General features: G+C 68.7%; 18 protein-coding genes. 11 read left to right on the top strand and 7 right to left on the bottom strand.

Features of this window, described 5'->3' with window-relative positions; genetic code table 11:
* Complete coding sequence (locus tag E4V01_RS08005) at nt 1-657, bottom strand: hypothetical protein (RefSeq protein WP_193763168.1); 657 nt, start codon at nt 655-657, stop codon at nt 1-3.
* Nucleotides 658-948: 291 nt separating this feature from the next.
* Between E4V01_RS08005 and E4V01_RS08010 the strand changes: the two genes are divergently transcribed.
* The 3 genes from E4V01_RS08010 (at nt 949) to E4V01_RS08020 (ending at nt 4,144) form a co-directional block, all read left to right on the top strand.
* A complete protein-coding gene (locus E4V01_RS08010; protein WP_135297989.1) occupies nt 949-1,278 on the top strand; it encodes a hypothetical protein in 330 nt (109 codons plus the stop codon).
* A gap of 272 nt (nt 1,279-1,550) precedes the next feature.
* Nucleotides 1,551-3,665, top strand: coding sequence for an ABC transporter ATP-binding protein/permease (locus E4V01_RS08015; protein ID WP_060771741.1), 2,115 nt, complete (start codon nt 1,551-1,553; stop codon nt 3,663-3,665).
* Between the two features lie 95 nt (nt 3,666-3,760).
* Nucleotides 3,761-4,144 carry a nuclear transport factor 2 family protein gene (locus E4V01_RS08020; RefSeq protein ID WP_135297990.1) on the top strand — a complete coding sequence of 128 codons (384 nt, stop codon included), beginning with the start codon at nt 3,761-3,763 and terminating at the stop codon, nt 4,142-4,144.
* Between the two features lie 35 nt (nt 4,145-4,179).
* On the opposite strand, the gene E4V01_RS08025 is transcribed toward E4V01_RS08020, so the two are convergent.
* From E4V01_RS08025 to E4V01_RS08040, 4 genes are all read right to left on the bottom strand, one after another.
* The gene (locus E4V01_RS08025) at nt 4,180-4,986 is read right to left on the bottom strand and encodes a fructosamine kinase family protein (RefSeq protein ID WP_135297991.1); all 807 of its coding nucleotides are present in this window, start codon (nt 4,984-4,986) and stop codon (nt 4,180-4,182) included.
* Nucleotides 4,983-5,462, bottom strand: coding sequence for a low molecular weight protein-tyrosine-phosphatase (locus E4V01_RS08030; RefSeq protein WP_135297992.1), 480 nt, complete (start codon nt 5,460-5,462; stop codon nt 4,983-4,985). The genes E4V01_RS08025 and E4V01_RS08030 overlap by 4 nt, the downstream gene beginning before the upstream one ends.
* A complete protein-coding gene (locus tag E4V01_RS08035; protein WP_135297993.1) occupies nt 5,459-7,297 on the bottom strand; it encodes an aminopeptidase P family protein in 1,839 nt (612 codons plus the stop codon). The genes E4V01_RS08030 and E4V01_RS08035 overlap by 4 nt, the downstream gene beginning before the upstream one ends.
* 171 nt (nt 7,298-7,468) lie before the next feature.
* A complete protein-coding gene (locus tag E4V01_RS08040; protein WP_135297994.1) occupies nt 7,469-8,386 on the bottom strand; it encodes a 50S ribosomal protein L11 methyltransferase in 918 nt (305 codons plus the stop codon).
* Between the two features lie 302 nt (nt 8,387-8,688).
* Between E4V01_RS08040 and E4V01_RS08045 the strand changes: the two genes are divergently transcribed.
* Together E4V01_RS08045 and E4V01_RS25635 are read left to right on the top strand one after the other, a co-directional pair.
* Nucleotides 8,689-8,889 (top strand): hypothetical protein, encoded by a 201-nt coding sequence (locus tag E4V01_RS08045; RefSeq protein ID WP_060771736.1) that lies wholly within the window; start codon nt 8,689-8,691, stop codon nt 8,887-8,889.
* A gap of 77 nt (nt 8,890-8,966) precedes the next feature.
* The gene (locus E4V01_RS25635) at nt 8,967-9,137 is read left to right on the top strand and encodes a hypothetical protein (RefSeq protein ID WP_193763169.1); all 171 of its coding nucleotides are present in this window, start codon (nt 8,967-8,969) and stop codon (nt 9,135-9,137) included.
* Nucleotides 9,138-9,448: 311 nt separating this feature from the next.
* Here E4V01_RS25635 and E4V01_RS08055 read toward each other — a convergent pair whose 3' ends face one another.
* The gene (locus tag E4V01_RS08055) at nt 9,449-9,988 is read right to left on the bottom strand and encodes a hypothetical protein (protein ID WP_060771735.1); all 540 of its coding nucleotides are present in this window, start codon (nt 9,986-9,988) and stop codon (nt 9,449-9,451) included.
* Between the two features lie 255 nt (nt 9,989-10,243).
* On the opposite strand from E4V01_RS08055, the gene argC reads away from it, so the two are divergent.
* The 3 genes from argC (at nt 10,244) to E4V01_RS08070 (ending at nt 13,290) form a co-directional block, all read left to right on the top strand.
* Nucleotides 10,244-11,188: an N-acetyl-gamma-glutamyl-phosphate reductase gene (argC, locus tag E4V01_RS08060; protein WP_135297995.1), complete on the top strand. Its 945-nt coding sequence runs from the start codon at nt 10,244-10,246 to the stop codon at nt 11,186-11,188.
* 911 nt (nt 11,189-12,099) lie between these two features.
* The gene (locus E4V01_RS08065; RefSeq protein WP_135297996.1) at nt 12,100-12,630 is read left to right on the top strand and encodes a MucR family transcriptional regulator; all 531 of its coding nucleotides are present in this window, start codon (nt 12,100-12,102) and stop codon (nt 12,628-12,630) included.
* A gap of 384 nt (nt 12,631-13,014) precedes the next feature.
* Nucleotides 13,015-13,290 (top strand): hypothetical protein, encoded by a 276-nt coding sequence (locus E4V01_RS08070; RefSeq protein ID WP_135297997.1) that lies wholly within the window; start codon nt 13,015-13,017, stop codon nt 13,288-13,290.
* A 59-nt stretch (nt 13,291-13,349) separates the two neighbouring features.
* Here E4V01_RS08070 and E4V01_RS08075 read toward each other — a convergent pair whose 3' ends face one another.
* On the bottom strand, nt 13,350-14,354 hold the full coding sequence (locus E4V01_RS08075) for a hypothetical protein (protein ID WP_245517471.1): 1,005 nt from the start codon (nt 14,352-14,354) through the stop codon (nt 13,350-13,352).
* 385 nt (nt 14,355-14,739) lie between these two features.
* Here E4V01_RS08075 and thiE point away from each other — a divergent pair, with 385 nt between their 5' ends.
* The 3 genes from thiE (at nt 14,740) to E4V01_RS08090 (ending at nt 17,309) form a co-directional block, all read left to right on the top strand.
* Nucleotides 14,740-15,465: a thiamine phosphate synthase gene (gene thiE, locus E4V01_RS08080; RefSeq protein ID WP_060771730.1), complete on the top strand. Its 726-nt coding sequence runs from the start codon at nt 14,740-14,742 to the stop codon at nt 15,463-15,465.
* Between the two features lie 231 nt (nt 15,466-15,696).
* Nucleotides 15,697-16,503, top strand: coding sequence for a bifunctional hydroxymethylpyrimidine kinase/phosphomethylpyrimidine kinase (gene thiD / locus E4V01_RS08085; RefSeq protein ID WP_060771729.1), 807 nt, complete (start codon nt 15,697-15,699; stop codon nt 16,501-16,503).
* Nucleotides 16,504-16,679: 176 nt separating this feature from the next.
* The gene (locus E4V01_RS08090) at nt 16,680-17,309 is read left to right on the top strand and encodes a helix-turn-helix domain-containing protein (protein WP_060771728.1); all 630 of its coding nucleotides are present in this window, start codon (nt 16,680-16,682) and stop codon (nt 17,307-17,309) included.
* Nucleotides 17,310-17,442: the final 133 nt, after the last annotated feature.

The raw sequence follows: 17,442 nt of genomic DNA on the forward strand, positions 1-17,442 counted from the left end.
TCAGTCGGATCTCCGCCCGCAGCGGATGTAGTTCGCCTGGCCCTTGCCGCTCGTCCAGGTGAGCCGGTCATGCTCGACGAGGAGGCGGACCTGGGAGGTCCAGCGGCGACCGCGCTCGCTGCAATCGGCGGCCATGGTCCAGGCGCTGCCCTCGCGGCGGTTGTTGCGGAAGCGGCAGATGGTGCGCCCGGCCTTGGCGCCGTCCTCGGTGATCGTGGCGGGCAGGAAACCGCGGCGGCGCTGGCGCTGGCCACAGGCCACCGGGGTCGGCCCCCAGATGCCGACGAAGGCGGCGCGCTCCACCAGCGGCGCGGCGGGCCGCGGCTCGGCGGGGGGGACCACCGTCTCCAGCGGTGGTGCGGGCGCGGCGACTGTCAGCACCCGCGGCGGGTTGGCGGTGGGCATGGCCGGCCGCTCCGGCTCGGGCAACCGCACCTCCGGGACGTCGATGCCGTCGGTCGCCGCGAATCGGATCTGACCGGCGGGCGCCGCCACGGACCCGTCATCGGTGAGCACGATCAGTGTATAAGCGAACAGGGCGCCCCAGCCCGCGGCCAGGATCACCGGGATCGCGAGACGCCGCGACAGGGCCGCGGACGTCACCTCCCGTGCCCCAACATCGGTCCCGCCGGCCTCCTGCGCACCGTCTGCCGTCATCGGCTCTGCCGCCGCCCCTCTCGCCGCCTCTTCGGCTTGCGCTCCTGATATCAGCATTCTCGCGTCCGAGACGATGTTTCAGAAAACGGCGCCATGCGGCCGGCCGCATCGTCGACCCGGGCCGCCCGCACCACACGGCACTTTTCCTAAAACGACTCAAGGCCGTCGTGGCCCACGTTCCGCGATAGACGCCGGGATTGCGGCAGAGGCACGGCAACCCCTTCCCGCCGCAAGCGGAACCTGCCATGGTCAAGCTTAGCGGCCGCAACGGCCGTCGACCGTACCCCTGTGATGAAACCTGTCACCCTCGCCGTTCTCGGCTCGGCACTGGCGCCCCTGCTGTTGTCGCCCTTTGCCCTTGCTCCCGCCATGGCCCAGCCGCGCACGCAGACGGCGCGCCCGACCTGCGTGGAAGCGATGGCTCTGGTGAAGGCGGAAGGCGCGGCGACGCTCAGCTTCGGCGGGCGCCCGCCCGAGCGCTTCGTGCGCGACCGCAGTTTCTGCGAACTCACGGAAATCGCCGAGCTGCGTTTCGTCCCGACCCGCGACAACCCGCAATGCCCGATCGGCTACCGCTGCCGCGAGCCGGATTACGGTGATTGGAACTGGGACGCGAACTGAGGACCGAGGGGCTGGGAGGCACACCCGGCCATCGTTTCAAAAGTCGTCGGAAAACTTGTTCATGGTGTCGCACCCGGCGGCGTGCGGCACTGACTGGCGACAGCCCCACTTCTCGACATGACCGAAAATTCACGTGACAGGCGCGGCTGCGCGCCACGTTCTCGCCACGACGGATAGCCAGGGCCGCCGCATTCGGCGATTGAACCCGTCCGTCGGCGCGCCATTCGATACGAGGATGGGCAGGGCCGGTGCAGCGAGAAGGAACGACCCGCGTGGCCGCATTGAAGAGCAGGCTCGGCATCCAGGCGGTGCTGACGGCACTCGTCGCCCTCCTGCTGCTGGCCATGCCGGGGATTCCGAGCCCGCCACTCTACGTCTCGCTCGCCGGCTTCGCGATGGCGGGCATCCTCATCGCCTCGAACAGCCTCTCGGCCTACCTGAAGATTTTCATCTCGGTCTACGGCGTCGGCTACCTGCTGCTGGCGGGCGCCAAGACCCTGGCGGCGATGGGCGCCCTGCCGGGCGTCGTCGCGGCGCTGCTGCCGCCGGATTTCGCCGCGACCGGCTCCGTGGTGTTCGCCGCCATCGTGCTCGCCGTCTCGCACTGGAAGCCGATCCGCGACATCACCCTGATCGCCGACCCCTATTTCGCCAGCCACGACACTCCGAGCCGGGAAGTCGGCATGTTCCGCCGGTTCGGCCGCACCGAGGGCCAGATCGGCCGCAACCTCGTGGCGCTGTCGATCTTCGTCAGCTTCGCGGACGTGGCGCTGACGCTGCGGTTCAACTTCTTCTACCGCGACATGTACAACGCGCTGCAGGAGTTCGACGCACCAAGCTTCTGGTATCAGCTCGGCTGGATCTTCGTGCCGCTGGCGATCCTCAACGTCGTGATCGGCATGTTCGACATCTATGTCGATGCCGGATTGCAGCTCCGCTGGCGCACCTGGCTCACTCACAATCTCTACGAGCGCTGGCTCGGGGAGGGCACGCATTACCGCATTCCCTTCGTCGACGAGCACGCCGACAACCCGGATCAGCGCATCCAGTCGGACGTCAACAACTTCATCGCCCAGACCACGACCCTCTCGACCCGGCTGCTCTCGCAGGCGGCGCAGCTCGTCTCCTTCATCGTCATCCTGTGGACGCTCTCGCGCGACTTCGTGCTGCCGTTCACCGACGCCGTGATCCCGGGCTTCCTCGTGTGGCTGGTGATCGCCTACGCCGTGGTCGGCACTTGGCTCACGCACCTCATCGGCAAGCCGCTCATCGGCCTCGACTACCGGCAGGAGCAGGTCGAGGCGGATTTCCGCTTCGCCCTGGCGCGCAACCGCATCTATTCCGAGCAGATCGCCCTGCTGCGCGGCGAACGGGCCGAGGCGTCCCGCCTCTCCACCCTGTTCCACGCCATCGTCGACAACTACGTCGGCATCATCTTCCGGCGCATCAAGCTGATCGCTTTCACCTTCAGCTACCGCCAGTTGAGCGCGATCTTCCCGCTCGTCATCGCCGCGCCGTCCTTCTTTGCCAAGAAGATCACCCTCGGCGCCCTGCAGCAGACCTCGAATGCGTTCAGCAACGTCCAGAACTCGCTGAACTTCTTCATCACGTCCTACACCATCCTCGCCGCCTACAAGGCGAACACCATCCGTCTCGGCTCGTTCAAGCGGGCGATGACCCAGGCCGAGGCTCTGGCCGGCGCCGGCTACGGCCTCGCCAACGGCAACGAGACCGCCGGCGGCGTGACCGCCCGCGACCTGACGCTGGCGCTGCCCGATGGCCGCGAGATCGTCCATGCGGGCGCGCTCGAACTGCCGAAAGGCGGAGCGACCCTGGTCACCGGCCCCTCCGGCTCGGGCAAGTCGACCCTGTTCCGGGCGATCGCCGGGATCTGGCCGTTCGGCAAGGGCCGGGTCGACGTGCCGGCCGGACAGTCGGCGCTGGTTCTGCCGCAGCGGCCCTATATCCCGCTCGGTTCCCTGCGCGGCGCGGTGGCCTATCCGAATCCGATCGACCGGTTCTCCGACGAGGAGATCCGCGATGCGCTCAACGCCGCCCAGCTTCCCCAGCTCGCGGACAAGCTCGACGAGGTCGATACCTGGGACCGGCGCCTGTCGGGCGGCGAGCAGCAGCGCCTCGCCATCGCGCGGGCGATCCTGGCCAAGCCCGACTGGCTGTTCCTCGACGAATCGACCGCCGCCCTCGACGAGGACACCGAGGCCGAAATCTATCGGACGCTGCGCGCGACGATGCCCGGCACGACCATCGTCTCGATCGGCCACCGCTCGACCCTGCACAAGCATCACGACCGGCGCGTCGAGATGAAGCCGACGGAGGGCGGCCGCTTCGAGCCGCGCCTGTCGCCGATGCCGGCTCCGGCGGAGTAGGGGCCGCGCTGACGGCGAACCGTCGCTCGGGCATGATGAACGGCGTGAGGCCGCGCTGCGGCTGGACTTTGCCCGTTCACCCGCTCGGAGACAGCATGACCGACCTCGCGACGAACAAGGCGACCGTCATCGCCTTCTACGAACTGATGTTCAACGAGAGCCGGCCGCGCGAGGCGATCGAGCGTTACGCCGGCGAGGACTACATCCAGCACAACCCGCACGTGGCGAACGGCAAGGACGGCTTCATCGCCTATTTCGAGCGCATGGCGCGCGAGTGGCCGGGCAAGCGGGTCGAGGTGAAACGGGCGGTCGCCGAAGGCGATCTGGTCGTGCTGCACTGCCTCCAGCACTGGCCGGGCGACCACGACTATGCGGCCATCGACATCTTCCGGCTCGATGAAGGCGGCCGGATCGTCGAGCACTGGGACGTCCTGCAGATCCTGCCCGAACACTCCGCCCATTCGAACGGGATGTTCTGAGACGGCGTCCGGTCGAGGATCGAAGGAAAGCCCGGTCAGACGCCGGCCGCGTCCAGCAACCCCGCCACCATGCCGCGGAAGCCGTCGCCGAACAGGCGCCAATGCACCAGGGCCGGCCAGAGCTTGTAGATCGGCGCGCGCTCCGCGGCGCCGGGCTCGGGCGCTCCGTAGGCCGCGCGGAAGGCCGGACCGGGCCGCCCGAACAGGCTCAGCATCGCCAGATCGACCTCGGCATGGCCGTGATAGCAGGCCGGATCGATCAGCCCCGAGACCCGCTCGCCGGCATAGAGGACATTGCCGCCCCATAGGTCGCCGTGGAGCAGGGCGGAGCGGGGGCGTCCCGGAAGGCGGTTTCCCAGGTCGCGGGCCAGCGCCTCGATCCGCCGGAACAGTGGGGCGGGCAGGTGTCCGGCATGGCAGAGCAGGCGGCGCTCGCCCCAGAAGGCGGGCCAGTCGTCGTCCCAGGCATTCTCGATGGCGACGGAGCCGAACGCGTAATCGGCATGCCAGCCGTAGCGCTCGCCCTCGGCGGCGTGCAGGCGGGCGACGACCCGGCCGAGATCGCCGTCGGTGCCCGGCCCCGAACCGGTATCGGGTAGGCATTCGAGGACGAGCGCCGTCGCGTCCGCAGCCAGCACGGCGGGCGCCGGGGCGCCGGTCGCAGCGATGGCTGCGAGCATCCGGGCCTCTTCCCGCGGCGCCGGCCCGGTCTTCGCCACGGCCTCGCGCCCATCCTCCAGCCTCAGGCGAACGCATTGGGACAGGTCGCCACCCGCCATCGGCCGAGCCTCGGCAAGGGGAACGCCGAGCAGATCCGCCGCGTGCCGGGCGAGGTCTTTCATTCCGCTCCCGTGATCCGGCGGGCGAGGGCTCGGGCGCCTGCGGTCACATCGGCCCAGGTGGTGTCGAAGCCCTCTTCCGCGCCGTAATAGGGGTCGGCCACGGGCTCGCCCGCCCGGCCCGGCACGTGATCGAGGAGCAGGCTCAGCTCGGCCCGCGACCCGTCCGGCCGCAGGGCCTGCAGCCGCGCGAGGTTGGCGAGGTCCAGGGCGACGACGTGATCGAAGCGCTCGAAATCGGCCGGCGTGACCTGACGTCCGCGATAGCCCGCGATATCGGCGCCGTTCGCCCGCGCCACCGCGATCGCGCGCGGGTCCGGCGGTTCGCCGACGTGCCAGTCGCCGGTCCCGGCGGAATCGACCGTGACGTCGAGACCGATCCGCGCCGCCTCCTGCCGGAAGGCGGCCTCGGCCAGCGGCGAACGGCAGATGTTGCCCAGGCACACGAACAGGATCGCGGAGCGGGAAGGCTCGGTCACGCCGTGGCCTCTCCAAGCGGCCGCGTCGCTCCTTCCAGCCAATCCCGCGTCGGCCCGTCGAGATCCGGCGACAGGGCCTCACGCACCCGCGCGTGGTAGGCGTCGAGCCACGCCGCGTCGTGCGCACCGAGCACGGCCGGATCGATCAGCCGCCGGTCGATCGGTGCCAGCGTCAGGGTCTCGAAGCCGAGCATCGTCCGGTCGCCGCTGGGGATCGTCCGCGGCTCGACGAGGATCAGGTTCTCGATGCGGATGCCGTAGGCACGGCTCCGGTAATAGCCCGGCTCGTTCGAGAGGATCATGCCGGGCTTCAACGCCACCGTGCCGGTCTTGGCGATGCGCTGCGGACCCTCGTGGACCGAGAGGAAGGCGCCGACGCCGTGGCCGGTGCCGTGATCGTAATCGAGCCCGGCCTCCCACAGGCTCATCCGGGCGAAGGCATCGATCTGCGCGCCCGTCGTTCCCTCGGGAAAGACGGCGCGGGCGAGGGCGATATGGCCCTTCAGCACGCGGGTGAAGCGGTCGCGCATCTCGTCCGTCGGCGTGCCGATGGCGACGGTGCGGGTGATGTCGGTGGTGCCGTCGGCGTATTGCGCCCCGGAATCGATCAGGAAGAGTTCGCCGGGCTGCGCCGTGCGGTCGGTGGCGCGGGTGACGCGGTAATGGACGATGGCACCGTTCGGGCCCGAGCCGGAAATGGTCGGGAAGGAGACGTCGCGCAGCAGGCCGCCCTCCTTGCGGAAACCCTCCAGTGCCTCGACGGCAGCGATCTCGCTCACACCATCGGCAGCGGCCCGGTCGAGCCAAGCGAGGAAGCGCGTCACGGCAAGGCCGTCGCGGTGGTGGGCGGCGCGGGTGCCGGCGATCTCGGCCGCGTTCTTGACCGCCTTCATCGCGGTGATCGGATCGGCGCCGACATCGGCGACGCCCCCGGCGGCCTCGACGCGATCCTTGAGGGCCGCCGCCCCCGTCGCCGAATCGATCCGTACGCGCGCGGCGCCGGTGCACAGCCCGGCGAGATCCTCGTCGAACGCGCTGCGCGGGCGAAGGTCGGCCAGCGGTTCGAGGGCGGCGCGCAGGTCGGCGTCGATCTGCGGCGAAGTGAGGTAGAGCGCAGCCCGCCCCTCGCGGGGCAACAGCGCATAGCCGAGCGCCAGGGGCGTGTGCACGATGTCGGACCCACGCAGGTTGAAGGTCCAGGCGAGGTTGTGGGGATCGGAGATCACCAGGGTGTCGATCCCGCTCTCCGCCAGCGCGGCGCGGATGCGGCCGAGCTTGTCGCCGCGCGTCTCGCCCGCAAGATCATCGGGATGGGCCGCGACACGGCCCGCCGGTGCCCGGGGCCGCCCGGCCCAGACCGCATCCACGAGATTGTCCGGCACCGCGCGCAGGGACGCCCCCGCCTTGATGGCGGCGCGCTCCAGGCGGGCCACGCCGTCGGGCGTGAGAAGCCAGGGATCGTAGGCGAGGGTTTGGCCGGGCTTCAGGTGGGTGCCGAGCCAAGCCTCCGGCGTCGCCTCGGCAAGGGGCACCACGGTGATGATCCCGGTATCGACCTGCTCCGGCGCCTGGAGCGTGTAGCGGCCATCGACGAACAGGGCCGCCTCGTCGGCCAGGACCAGCGCGAGGCCGGCCGACCCGGTGAAGCCGGTGAGCCAAGCGAGACGCTCGGCGTTGGCCGGCACGTATTCCGACTGATGCTCGTCGGCCCGTGGCACGACGAAGCCGTCGGCGCGGATCTCGCGGAGCGCCGCGCGCAGGGCTTCGATACGCTCGGGCCCCTTGGCATGGCTCGGATCGTCGAAGGTCTGGAAGCGGGGCAGGGGCGTCGTCATGGCGGAAACCTACCGCGTCGGATGCCCGCGCGACACCCTCCTCCATGCCGATCGAACGAAGCGATCACCCCGGCTTTGGCTGGCCGCAGTCGCCGGCGCCCGCCTCCGCGGGCTTAGGCTTGCGCTCCGCTCGATGCTTTCCGGGGCTCACGCCCCAAAAAAGCACGCTCCTCAGCGCAGACGCGCCGCCGCGCCGCCGCGGCGCAGCACCAGCGTCGCCCAGCCCTCGATGACGCCGGAGCGGGCGAGATGGAAGCCGCGGTGGCGGTAGGTCGAGAGCACGCCCGGCACATCGCGTTCGATCAGGCCGGAGAGGATCAGCACCCCGTCATCGGCCACCACGGCGGTGAGCGAAGGTGCGAGCCGCTTGAGGGGGCGGGCCAGGATGTTGGCGAACACCACGTCGAAGCCGCGCGGGCGGTTCGCCAGGGCGTGGCGCACGCCCGGCGCGTGATAGAAGCGCATGAACGGCCCGAGGCCGTTGAGGCGGGCATTGCCGCGGGCGGTCGTCACCGCTTCCGGGTCGAGGTCGCCAGCCACCACGGGCGTGCGAAGCACCTTGGCGGCGGCAAATCCCAGGATGCCGGTGCCGGTGCCGACATCGAGGACATGGGCCGGCCGCCGCCGCTTCAATTCGTCCACCAGCGCCCGCAGGCAGCCGAGCGTGGTGCCGTGATGGCCGGTGCCGAAGGCAAGCGCCGCCTCGATCTCGATGGCGAGGTCGTTCCCCCGCACCTGATGACGGTCATGGCCGCCATGGACGAGGAAGCGGCCCGCCCGAACCGGCTTCAGTCCCTCGAGCGAGGCGCGCACCCAATCCTGCTGGTCGATGGTCTCGAAGAGGGCCGCGTCGGCCTGCTCGCCGACCATCGGTCGGATCAGGTCGCGGATCATCTCCGCGTCGGGCTCCTCGGAGAAATAGGCTTCCAACCGCCACGCGCCGGTCTCTTCGACCTCGAAGGCGGCCACCGCCGTCTCCATGGGGTCGAACATCTCGCCCAGCAGTTCGGTCATGGCACGAGCGGAGGGCTCGTCCGTGATCAGGCGCAGGACGTGCGTGGGTCGGTGCGGCGGCAGACCTTCGAGCATGGGGCGCCCTCTACCATCCGCGCGCGCCGAGGGCCACGGGCTTCACGACCCCTTCGACGCACGGTTCATGAGCAATCGAGCAGGAGCGCGTACCTAGAACAGCACAAGCAAGACCAAAGATGCTTAATCCACAGGCATGATGTTTAATTCCTAGCCGAAAACCCCGGAACCGGATCGGCGAGGCAGCGTTCTCATCCTCCAAAGCGTCTCACGCATGCGCCTCGTCGGCCGCGATGGCCGGGCATTGCGCGAGGCGTTTTTCCGTCTCGTTCATCAGGCGCTTTTCGAGTTCCCATCGCGTCATGACACCCAGATCCGTCCGCCTTCGCTCCCCCGTCGTCGTCAGGCGCGAGCCGCGCCCCGACCGCCGCCGCGCCACGAACGCGGGCATCCTCGCATCGGACACGCTCGAAGCGCCGCTGCCGGGCTCGCTGCTGGTGCTGCTGAGCCGGCTCCATCGCGCCGAGACCAAGCCGGCGCGGGGGACCGAGCCCGCCGCCTGAAGGCGGCGGGAACTCCGGCCGCGCCCGGCCACTTCCTGTCCCGCACCTCCTGGCCCACATCGAGAAAGGATCGGTCGATGGTCGTGGTATCGAGCAAGATCTTCGAAGAGGGCAAAGTCGCCAAGGCGATGGGCAGGCCCGATTCGGCCAATCCCTACGAGGCGGGCTCGCAGGAGAGCCTGGATTGGCTCGAAGGCTTCACTGCCGACGAGCCCGAACCCTCGGCGGCCGGCCCGTCCGACGACTGAACCCCGGGAGAGAGACTTCCGCGATCCCCGGACGATGACGGCGCTCGCCCGCGCGGGCTGGAAGCCGGCGTTGCGCGTGTCGGGCGCGCGTCCGGCAGAGCCGGCGCCGGGCCTGCTGTATCGACGGCGGCCCGGCACGACCAAGGATGCGAGCCGAGCGGGCGCGCCGCGTCCTTCCTTGGCTTCCCGCGAAGCCCTGCGGCGCGTCCGCTCTGCGAACGACAGGGCTTCGTCGTGGCCGGGGCCGAGAAGCGCTCGTGAGGGGCGGGGAGGATCTCGCACCTTCCCATCCCTCATCGCTCGCAAAACGATCAGGTCGTCAGCGCGCGCTCCAACTCGCCCTTGGTCATCTTCGAGCGGCCGGGAATGTCCTGCTTGCGCGCCCGCTTCATCAGTTCGGACTTCGTCGCGCCGGCGTTTCCGCCCTTGTCCGACGTCTTGCCGGTCTTGCCGCCGGTCTTGCGGGCAGAAGCCGCTTTCTTCGCCACATCCGCGGGCTGCTTCGAGTGCTGCTTGCCCCTCGCGGAATCGGCGCGTTTCTTCGCGGTCGAACGGCTGTATTCCGTATCGGACAGCTTCTCCCGCGCTTTCTTGGGCAGGTAGCGCTCGCCGGTCTTGCCGCTTTCCCTCCCCGACTTGGTGTCCCACTCCTCGTCGGTCCATTGCTTGAGGTGGTTGTCGTCGGACTTCTTGCCGGCGTAGCCACCCCCCTCCTTCTTGTACTCGCTGGTGGCCATCTGCGCCTTGCGGGCGGACCACTGGCCGGGCTTGCCGCCCTTGGAAGATTCGGTGATCTCCTCTTTCACCTTCTCCCACAGCTTCGGATCGGTCTTCTTGGCGGTGCCTGACATCGGTTTCGCCTCCTGAGCGACATTCGGCTGTCAACAGGAGGCGTCATCGTGAGTTCCGGCCGCGCGGCTCCCGTCCACGGGAGGATGGGGCGCGACCGCGAGCGGCGACGGAGCGGCGTTGACAGGGGAAGACGAAGCTTCCACCTCCGCGCCACCGGAGAAGCGTCTCATCAAGCGTGCCCGATGCGGCCGGGAGCGCTGAATACACCCTGTGTCAGACCGGCCCGGATCGGGGCCGATGCTAAGGAATCTGCGATGTCCGACGGCCTCAGCGCCCCGAAGGTGTTCATCGACGGAGAGGTCGGCACCACCGGTCTCGGCATCCGCGAGCGCCTGGAGCGCGAGGGAAGGGTGCGCCTCGTCAGCATTCCGATCGAGAGCCGCAAGGATGCGGGGGTGAAGCGGGCGATCCTCGAAGAGGTCGACCTTGCCGTGCTCTGCCTGCCCGACGACGCCTCCCGCGAGACCGCGGCGCTCGCCGACAGCCTGCCCGGAGGCGGCCCGAAGCTGCTCGATGCCAGCACCGCCCATCGCATCGCGCCGGGCTGGGCCTACGGCTTTGCCGAGATGACGCCGGATCAGGCCGAGGTGATCCGCGCCGCGCGCCGGGTCGCCAATCCCGGCTGTTACCCGACCGGGGCGATCGCGCTGCTGCGCCCGCTGGTGGAACGCGGCCTGATCCCGTCGGATCATCCCGTCAGCGTCAATGCCGTGAGCGGCTATAGCGGTGGCGGCCGCAGCATGATCGAGAGTTACGAACGCGGGGAGGGCGCCCCGTTCCAGCTCTACGGGCTCGGCTTCGGCCACAAGCACCTGCCGGAAATCGAAGCCTATAGCCGGCTCACCCGGCGGCCGATCTTCATCCCCTCCGTCGGTAACTTCCGGCAGGGGATGCTGGTCAGCATCCCGCTGCATCTCGGCGCCCTTCCCGGCAGCCCGAAGCCGGGCGATCTGGAGGATGCGCTGGCCGATTGGTACGCGGGCACCCCGCTGGTGAAGGTCGTGCGCGGCGCGGAGGAGGGCGCCCACCGCGAACGCCTCGAACCGGAGGCCCTCAACGACACCGACCGGCTCGAACTGCGGGTGTTCGGCTCCGACAGCCACGGCCAAGCCGTGCTGGTCGGCCGTCTCGACAACCTCGGCAAGGGCGCATCGGGCGCGGCCGTGCAGAATCTCGGGCTCATGCTCGGGCTCGATTGACCCCTGGGCCGCTTCAGCCCCGATACGCTCTCGATAGGGGCTCGATGAAAGCCCGGCACGTGCAGTCCGCGTGTGCCGGGACGGTGCCTGCAAAGCGATATCCGACCGGATGGTCGACGGACGCCCCGCGAAAGGTGGCGGCCGCCTTTCGGGGCCGGAGCGACATCCATCATGCGCGTCGCTCATCGTGCAGAGCCTGTCCGGGACGAGCAACGAGTCCCTGCCGCACATGAGGAGACATCCGCTCTCCAAATGGATCGACGCGATGAGCCAGGCAGTCCACCTCACAAACATTGTCAGGCTGGCCTAGAGGCGCGCGCCACCGAAGCGAGCGCCAGTCATCTGCCAATCGACAGGAGGGGCCATCGGCTGTCGTCCGTCTTTTGACAATCGGCCTCTAGGAATTGGCCGGTGAAGGCTCCACCGCGTCGGCTGAGAACTGGCACAAGACGCTTTGGCGTGCCGGATATTTCCGGGCGGACCGGTCCGACCTCCGACAATCCACAGAAAATACGCACTCCTGCGGCAGGACGTCGCAATCAAAGCGTGACTTCCGCACTGCGCCCGGCGCGGTCGCACAAAGCCGGCAACTTTGTCGTGCCCGCGGGGAAATCCGGTGACCATCTGGAATCTCAACTCTTTGAAACGTCGGCATTTTCTGAAATGGACCGCAGACTTTCTATCATTTGAAATATTTCTTTGAGATCGTCAGCGTCACCCTCAAGGTGGGCACAATCCTTTTTTCCCGAAGGCCGGGCTCGGCGTTTTTTCCATTCGATTTGCATAGAAACACACGCTACGCTCAGTTCTTCTCGACCTGACTGCGCTCGAATTCATCCGCGATGTCTTGCTCTGCCACGGTCCTGAGCTTACCGTCTTCGAGCTAAAGCCCCCTCATAGAAGATTGCGCCATGGAAACCAGTGAACAGGATGCGGAGACAGCCCGCCTCGTTACCCTCACGGCCGATGTCGTGTCTGCTTATGTCAGCAATAATCACGTTCAGAGCGCCGAGTTGCCGAAACTTCTCGGAGAAGTGCATGAAGCGATTCGGTCGGTCAGCCTGAGCGGCCGCCCCACCGCCGAGACCGGGCCGCCCAAGGCGACGCCGCAGGAAATCCGCAAGTCGATCAGCCACGACTTTCTGGTCAGCTTCGAGGACGGCAAGCCCTACAAGACGCTGCGCCGCCATCTCACCCTGCGTGGTCTTTCGCCGGAACAGTATCGAGCGAAATGGGGCCTCCCCAACGATTACCCCATGACCTCGGCGAGCTACTCGGAGCAGCGCTCCGAACTGGCGCGTGCGCTGGGCCTGGGTCAGCAGCGCCGCCGGATCGCTGAGCCGGAGGCGGAAGTCGTGGCGGCGCCCGAGCCGGTGGCCGCCGAGCCGGAACCCGCTGTGGAGAAGAAGCGCCGCGCTCCGCGCCGCAAGAAGGACGCTTAAGAGTGCCTCACAAAACGGCCGGTCTCTGGCCGTTCTCGCTCTGGGGATGACAGGACGGCGGGAGTCTTTTGAGAGACACTAGGCTAAGCGCGGATTTGCTTGGTTGAGGCGGGCTCGGCGGTGCCGGGCCCGCGCCGCGTTCGATGGCGCCCGGCGCCGGGATGAGGTGTCGATCTCGGAGGAGCCGCGCTGCGCTCGACTCCGTCAGCGCGGCCTCCGCGCGCTCCGCATCGCGATGCCGTGGGCGTGACGCGCCGCCAAGACGAGCAGACGATCTCGATAAACGCTTAATCCGTAGGCAGCACTGCCGACTGCCCTGCGTTCAAATCGGTTGATCGATCGGTGTCGAGCCGGCAAAACGCCCAATTGGAGGGCGTTTTGCCGATGCTTTGGGCACATAAACGGATCGCGACCGATGACATCCGTTCGGTCGAACTTCTGTTTCGCGAACAGGCCGTCTCCTTCGACCGCACGCGGCAAATGCTTCTCGTCAGCGTGGTCGAGCATGGGTCGGTGGTTCGTGTCTGGGTCTGCGTTCCCGAGATCGAGCTCTTGACGCCCTATTACGGATTCAGCCTGTGTACCCGGGCCGACCTTCCCCTGGCGCCGACACTCGTCGCCGGCTGCCCCGAACAGTTCGGTCGCCTCTTCGAGGGGTAGCGCATCCTCCCGGACGATGAATCCCGGCTTTCCTCAGGTGGGAGGCCGGATGGCGAGCGTCACAAAGTTCGCCGCGTCGGGGTGAGCCGAACGCCGGGAGCGGGGCGCTCCAAGAGAACCTCCCGGCGGAAGCGCACCAGCCGGGCCGGGCGCCCGGCATTGCCGCTGGTGAGCGTCTCGGTTTCCTCGACGAGTCCCTGCTGCGCCACGAGGCGGCGGAAGTTCTGCTTGTGCAGCCGGGTGCCCGAGAGCGCCTCGACCGTGCGTTGAAGCTGAAGCAGGGTGAAGGCCGGCGGCATCAACTCGAACACCACCGGGCGATACTTGATCTTGCCGCGCAGGCGGCCGATTGCCGTGGCAAGCACCCGGCGATGGTCGTGGGCCATCGGCTGGCCGGTGATTGCGAGGTCGTCGGGCACGGCGGCGCCGTTCTGGCCGTTGGCTTCAGGGATAAGCCCGGCCTCGAACAGTAATTCGTAGCGCTCCAGAACCCGCTCCTCGTTCCAGGCGCCGCCGATCCCGAAACTGAGACCGACCCGGTCCTCGCGCATGCGCCGGAGCTTCGGATCCGAGGCGGCGGCGACCCAAGCCATCAGGCGCGGCTCGATCTCGGCAAGCGCCGGGGGCCGGCCCTCGCGGAAATCCTCCCACGGCAGGTAGCGGTACCAATTGCGCCACGCGGCTTCCGCAAGGCCCGCCGGGCGCAGCTCGCGCACCAGGGCGAGATAGGCCACCGAGAGCAGGTGCACGTCGTGCTGCCCGCCCTCCCGGTCGCGGTCGCCGAAGGTGTAGAGCTGCTCGACATAACCGAGGCGCTGATGCGTCTGCTGCTCGACCCAGGCGCGAAGACCTCGCTCCAGGGTGGCGTGCTCGGGCACCAGCGGCCCGGCAGGCAGGGCGGTCTCCCGCCCCTCGGCCTGTCCCCCGACCTGCACGGTGAGCGCGCGCGGCTCGCCGTCCGTCGCCGCGACGATGACGGCAACGAGCCCCACCGAGGAAGCGCTGGCGGCGCGCGTCCCCTTGTCCGCCGTGGCGGCGATCACACCCAGTTCGGCCGTGCTCATGCGTTCGTCGGCCTTCAGCCCTCTCCTCGGGCATCCCGTTGGCGGTGGAAGCGGTTCCGGTCCGCATTCCGGTCTTGCCGGATCGGCCCCGGCACCGTCAACGGAACCTCCGGCCTCATCCCTGGCAATCGAAGAGGATCAACCCCGGTTCTTTGCTGGCCTCGGTCGCCGGCGCCCGCCTTCGCGGGCTTCCGCGTCCGCTCCGCTCGATGTCTTTCGAGACCGAAGCCCTGAAAGGCCCGCTCCGCGCGGCGTTCTTCGCGCGATGGCCCTGCGGCCCCATCTGCAGGATTCCGCAGGAGCGTGCTGCGGCGGTCGCCGGCACGGTCGCCGCGCCAGACCGATCCTGCTAGATCGAAAGGCGAATTCATCGAAGGAAGCGGGCATGGGCAGTGGAACAGGACTCGGTTTGTCCCGGCCGTCGGCGGGCGTCGCCGTGGACCTGCGCCTCTACGGCATCCTCGATGTCGGCGTACTGGGCGGCGATGCCAACGCGCTTGCCACCCTGGCAGCGGAGGCGGTGGCCGGTGGCGCCACCCTGCTTCAGTACCGCGACAAGGATATGACCGACGCCCGTGCGGCCCTCGCACGGATCCGGGCGATCCATGCGGCCCTCGCCGGCCGTGCGCCGCTCCTCGTCAACGACCGGGTCGATCTCGCGCTGGCCGCCGGCGTCGAGGGCGTGCATCTCGGCCAGTCGGATCTCCACCCGGAGAACGCACGCCGCCTGCTCGGCCCGCGCGCCATTATCGGACTCACCGTGAAGACCGGCGCCCAGGCCGACGAACTCTACCGGCTTCCCATCGACTACGCTTGCATCGGCGGCGTGTTCGCGACCACCAGCAAGGACAACCCCGACCCGCCGGTCGGGCTCGATGGGTTGCAGCGGATCGTGTTCCGCGCCCGGCTCGCCCGCGGCCAGTCCCTGCCGCTCGGCGCGATTGCCGGGATCGACGCCAGCAACACCGCCTCCGTCATCCGGGCCGGTGCCGACGGGGTGGCGCTGATCGGCGCCCTGTTCAAGGGCGGTGCGACTGAAGCCAAGGCGCGGGATCTGCTTGCACGGGTCGATGAGGCGCTGAGCCAGCGCGGAAGCACGGGCACGCGTTAAGTGTCTCTCACAAAACGCCCGCTGCGCCGCCGTGCCCGGAACGGAGACGATCGGTCATCGGGAGTTTTGTGAGGCACGAGAGCATCGTCCCGCAAGGTGGTTGCCGGCTTTCGTAAAAAAGATGATGCGAAAATAAGAGCCTAAAGCATCGCCTTGGATCAGGTATCCAGGACGATGCTTTAAGGCCAGAAGAAGCGGACCACCGAAAAAAACAGACGAGGGAAGACGCCCATGACCGCCATCGCCCTGACTATCGCCGGCTCGGATTCGAGCGGGGGCGCCGGCATCCAGGCCGACCTCAAGACCTTCGCGGCCCTGCGCGTCTACGGCGCCAGCGTCATCACGGCGCTCACGGCCCAGAACACCCGCGGGGTGCAGGCGATCCACGACGTGCCCGCCGATTTCGTGGCCGCGCAGATCGACTCGGTGTTCTCCGACCTCGCGGTCGGGGCGGTGAAGATCGGCATGCTCTCGCGGCCCGAGACCATCCGGGCGGTGGCCGAGGGCCTGCGGCGGCACGCGCCCGGTATCCCGGTGGTGCTCGACCCGGTGATGGTGGCCACGAGCGGCGACCGGCTGATCTCGCAGGAAGCCGTCGAGATCCTGCGCATCGAGTTGATGCCGCTGGCCACCGTCGTCACCCCCAACCTGCCCGAAGCCGCGACCCTGCTCGACGAGGAGGAAGCGGGACACGAGAACGAGGCCGTGGCGCAGGGACGGCGGCTGCTGGCGCGCGGCGCGCGGGCGGTGATCATCAAGGGCGGCCACGGCGAGGGCCGCGAGAGCGTCGATCACCTGATCGCCGCGGACGGGACCCTGCGCCGGTTCGCGGCTCCGCGCATCGAGACCCGCAACAGCCACGGCACCGGCTGCACCCTCTCGGCGGCGGTGGCGGCGGGGCTCGCCCGCGGCCAGGGCCTCGCCGAGGCGGTGGGGGGCGCAAAGACCTACGTCACAGGCGCGATCCGCGCGGCGGACACGGTGCCGGTCGGCCATGGCCACGGCCCGCTCCACCACTTTTTCGCGCTCTGGCAATAGGCGCCGGGCTCAGCGGAATCAGCCCTTTTCCGGCTTTTGCGTTTGACAGACCAAACGCTCGTTCGGATAACGGAACGCCTTTCGGTGCCCCGCACAAGATTTCGTGATCCGATCTGCCCGCGAGGGTGTTTCCGGCGCGTGAACGGCTTGTCGGGCACTTTCAGCGGACCGACGTGATGCAAGACATAGCGGCAAGCCTCGAGCGTGGACGGCCGAAGGATCTCGTCAGTGGCGCCCAGGTGCTTTCGGGCCAGCTCGGCAAGACGATCCAACGGCTGCGCAAGGCCTACAATCTCTCTCTCTCCGAACTCGCCGAGCAATCGGGTGTGGCGAAGTCGATCATCAGCCAGATCGAGCGCAACGAAACCAATCCGACGCTGGCGACGATCTGGCGGTTGAGCCAGGCGCTCGACGTGTCGATCGAGCGGGTGCTCGCCACCTCCGACGAGGAACCCTTCATCGAGCGCTTCTCGCGCGCCGACACGCCGCGGCTGGTCTCCGACGACGGCCGGGTGCGCCTTGCCATCATCGGCTGGATCAAGACCGTCGAGTGGCTGCAATGGTACGACGTGACCGCCGATGCCGGCGGGGTGCTCGAATCCGACGCGCACCAGCGCGGCTCGGTCGAGTCGCTGTCGGTGCTGGAGGGCAGCTTCGAGGTGGATGTGGCCGGCGAGGTGCAGCGGGCCAATGCGGGGGAGACCCTGCGCTACCGCTGCGACCGCCCCCACAGCATCCGCTGCCTCGGCGACGGGCCCGGCCGCGCGACCATGGTCGTCATCATGAAGGCTGCCGTGATGGAATGATCCGGCGCGCGCCGCTCCTTCGGGGGCGCGGCATTTTATGAAAAAGGCCCCCGTCGCTGGCGAGCGACGGGGGCCTTTTTCATGGGGCACTCTGGTCGATCGCGCCTTGCGGCGGGCTCGGTGATACCGAACC

Origin of the sequence: Methylorubrum sp. Q1 (assembly GCF_004683995.1) — a bacterium.
Taxonomy (GTDB): domain Bacteria; phylum Pseudomonadota; class Alphaproteobacteria; order Rhizobiales; family Beijerinckiaceae; genus Methylobacterium.

Bases quoted from the DNA above. Each gene is read 5' to 3' on its own strand.
- E4V01_RS08005 (WP_193763168.1), bottom strand. From the start codon at position 657: ATGACGGCAGACGGTGCGCAGGAGGCCGGCGGGACCGATGTTGGGGCA.
- E4V01_RS08010 (WP_135297989.1), top strand. From the start codon at position 949: ATGAAACCTGTCACCCTCGCCGTTCTCGGCTCGGCACTGGCGCCCCTG.
- E4V01_RS08020 (WP_135297990.1), top strand. From the start codon at position 3,761: ATGACCGACCTCGCGACGAACAAGGCGACCGTCATCGCCTTCTACGAA.
- E4V01_RS08025 (WP_135297991.1), bottom strand. From the start codon at position 4,986: ATGAAAGACCTCGCCCGGCACGCGGCGGATCTGCTCGGCGTTCCCCTT.
- E4V01_RS08035 (WP_135297993.1), bottom strand. From the start codon at position 7,297: ATGACGACGCCCCTGCCCCGCTTCCAGACCTTCGACGATCCGAGCCAT.
- E4V01_RS08040 (WP_135297994.1), bottom strand. From the start codon at position 8,386: ATGCTCGAAGGTCTGCCGCCGCACCGACCCACGCACGTCCTGCGCCTG.
- E4V01_RS08045 (WP_060771736.1), top strand. From the start codon at position 8,689: ATGACACCCAGATCCGTCCGCCTTCGCTCCCCCGTCGTCGTCAGGCGC.
- E4V01_RS25635 (WP_193763169.1), top strand. From the start codon at position 8,967: ATGGTCGTGGTATCGAGCAAGATCTTCGAAGAGGGCAAAGTCGCCAAG.
- E4V01_RS08055 (WP_060771735.1), bottom strand. From the start codon at position 9,988: ATGTCAGGCACCGCCAAGAAGACCGATCCGAAGCTGTGGGAGAAGGTG.
- argC (WP_135297995.1), top strand. From the start codon at position 10,244: ATGTCCGACGGCCTCAGCGCCCCGAAGGTGTTCATCGACGGAGAGGTC.
- E4V01_RS08065 (WP_135297996.1), top strand. From the start codon at position 12,100: ATGGAAACCAGTGAACAGGATGCGGAGACAGCCCGCCTCGTTACCCTC.
- E4V01_RS08070 (WP_135297997.1), top strand. From the start codon at position 13,015: ATGCTTTGGGCACATAAACGGATCGCGACCGATGACATCCGTTCGGTC.
- E4V01_RS08075 (WP_245517471.1), bottom strand. From the start codon at position 14,354: ATGAGCACGGCCGAACTGGGTGTGATCGCCGCCACGGCGGACAAGGGG.
- thiE (WP_060771730.1), top strand. From the start codon at position 14,740: ATGGGCAGTGGAACAGGACTCGGTTTGTCCCGGCCGTCGGCGGGCGTC.
- thiD (WP_060771729.1), top strand. From the start codon at position 15,697: ATGACCGCCATCGCCCTGACTATCGCCGGCTCGGATTCGAGCGGGGGC.
- E4V01_RS08090 (WP_060771728.1), top strand. From the start codon at position 16,680: ATGCAAGACATAGCGGCAAGCCTCGAGCGTGGACGGCCGAAGGATCTC.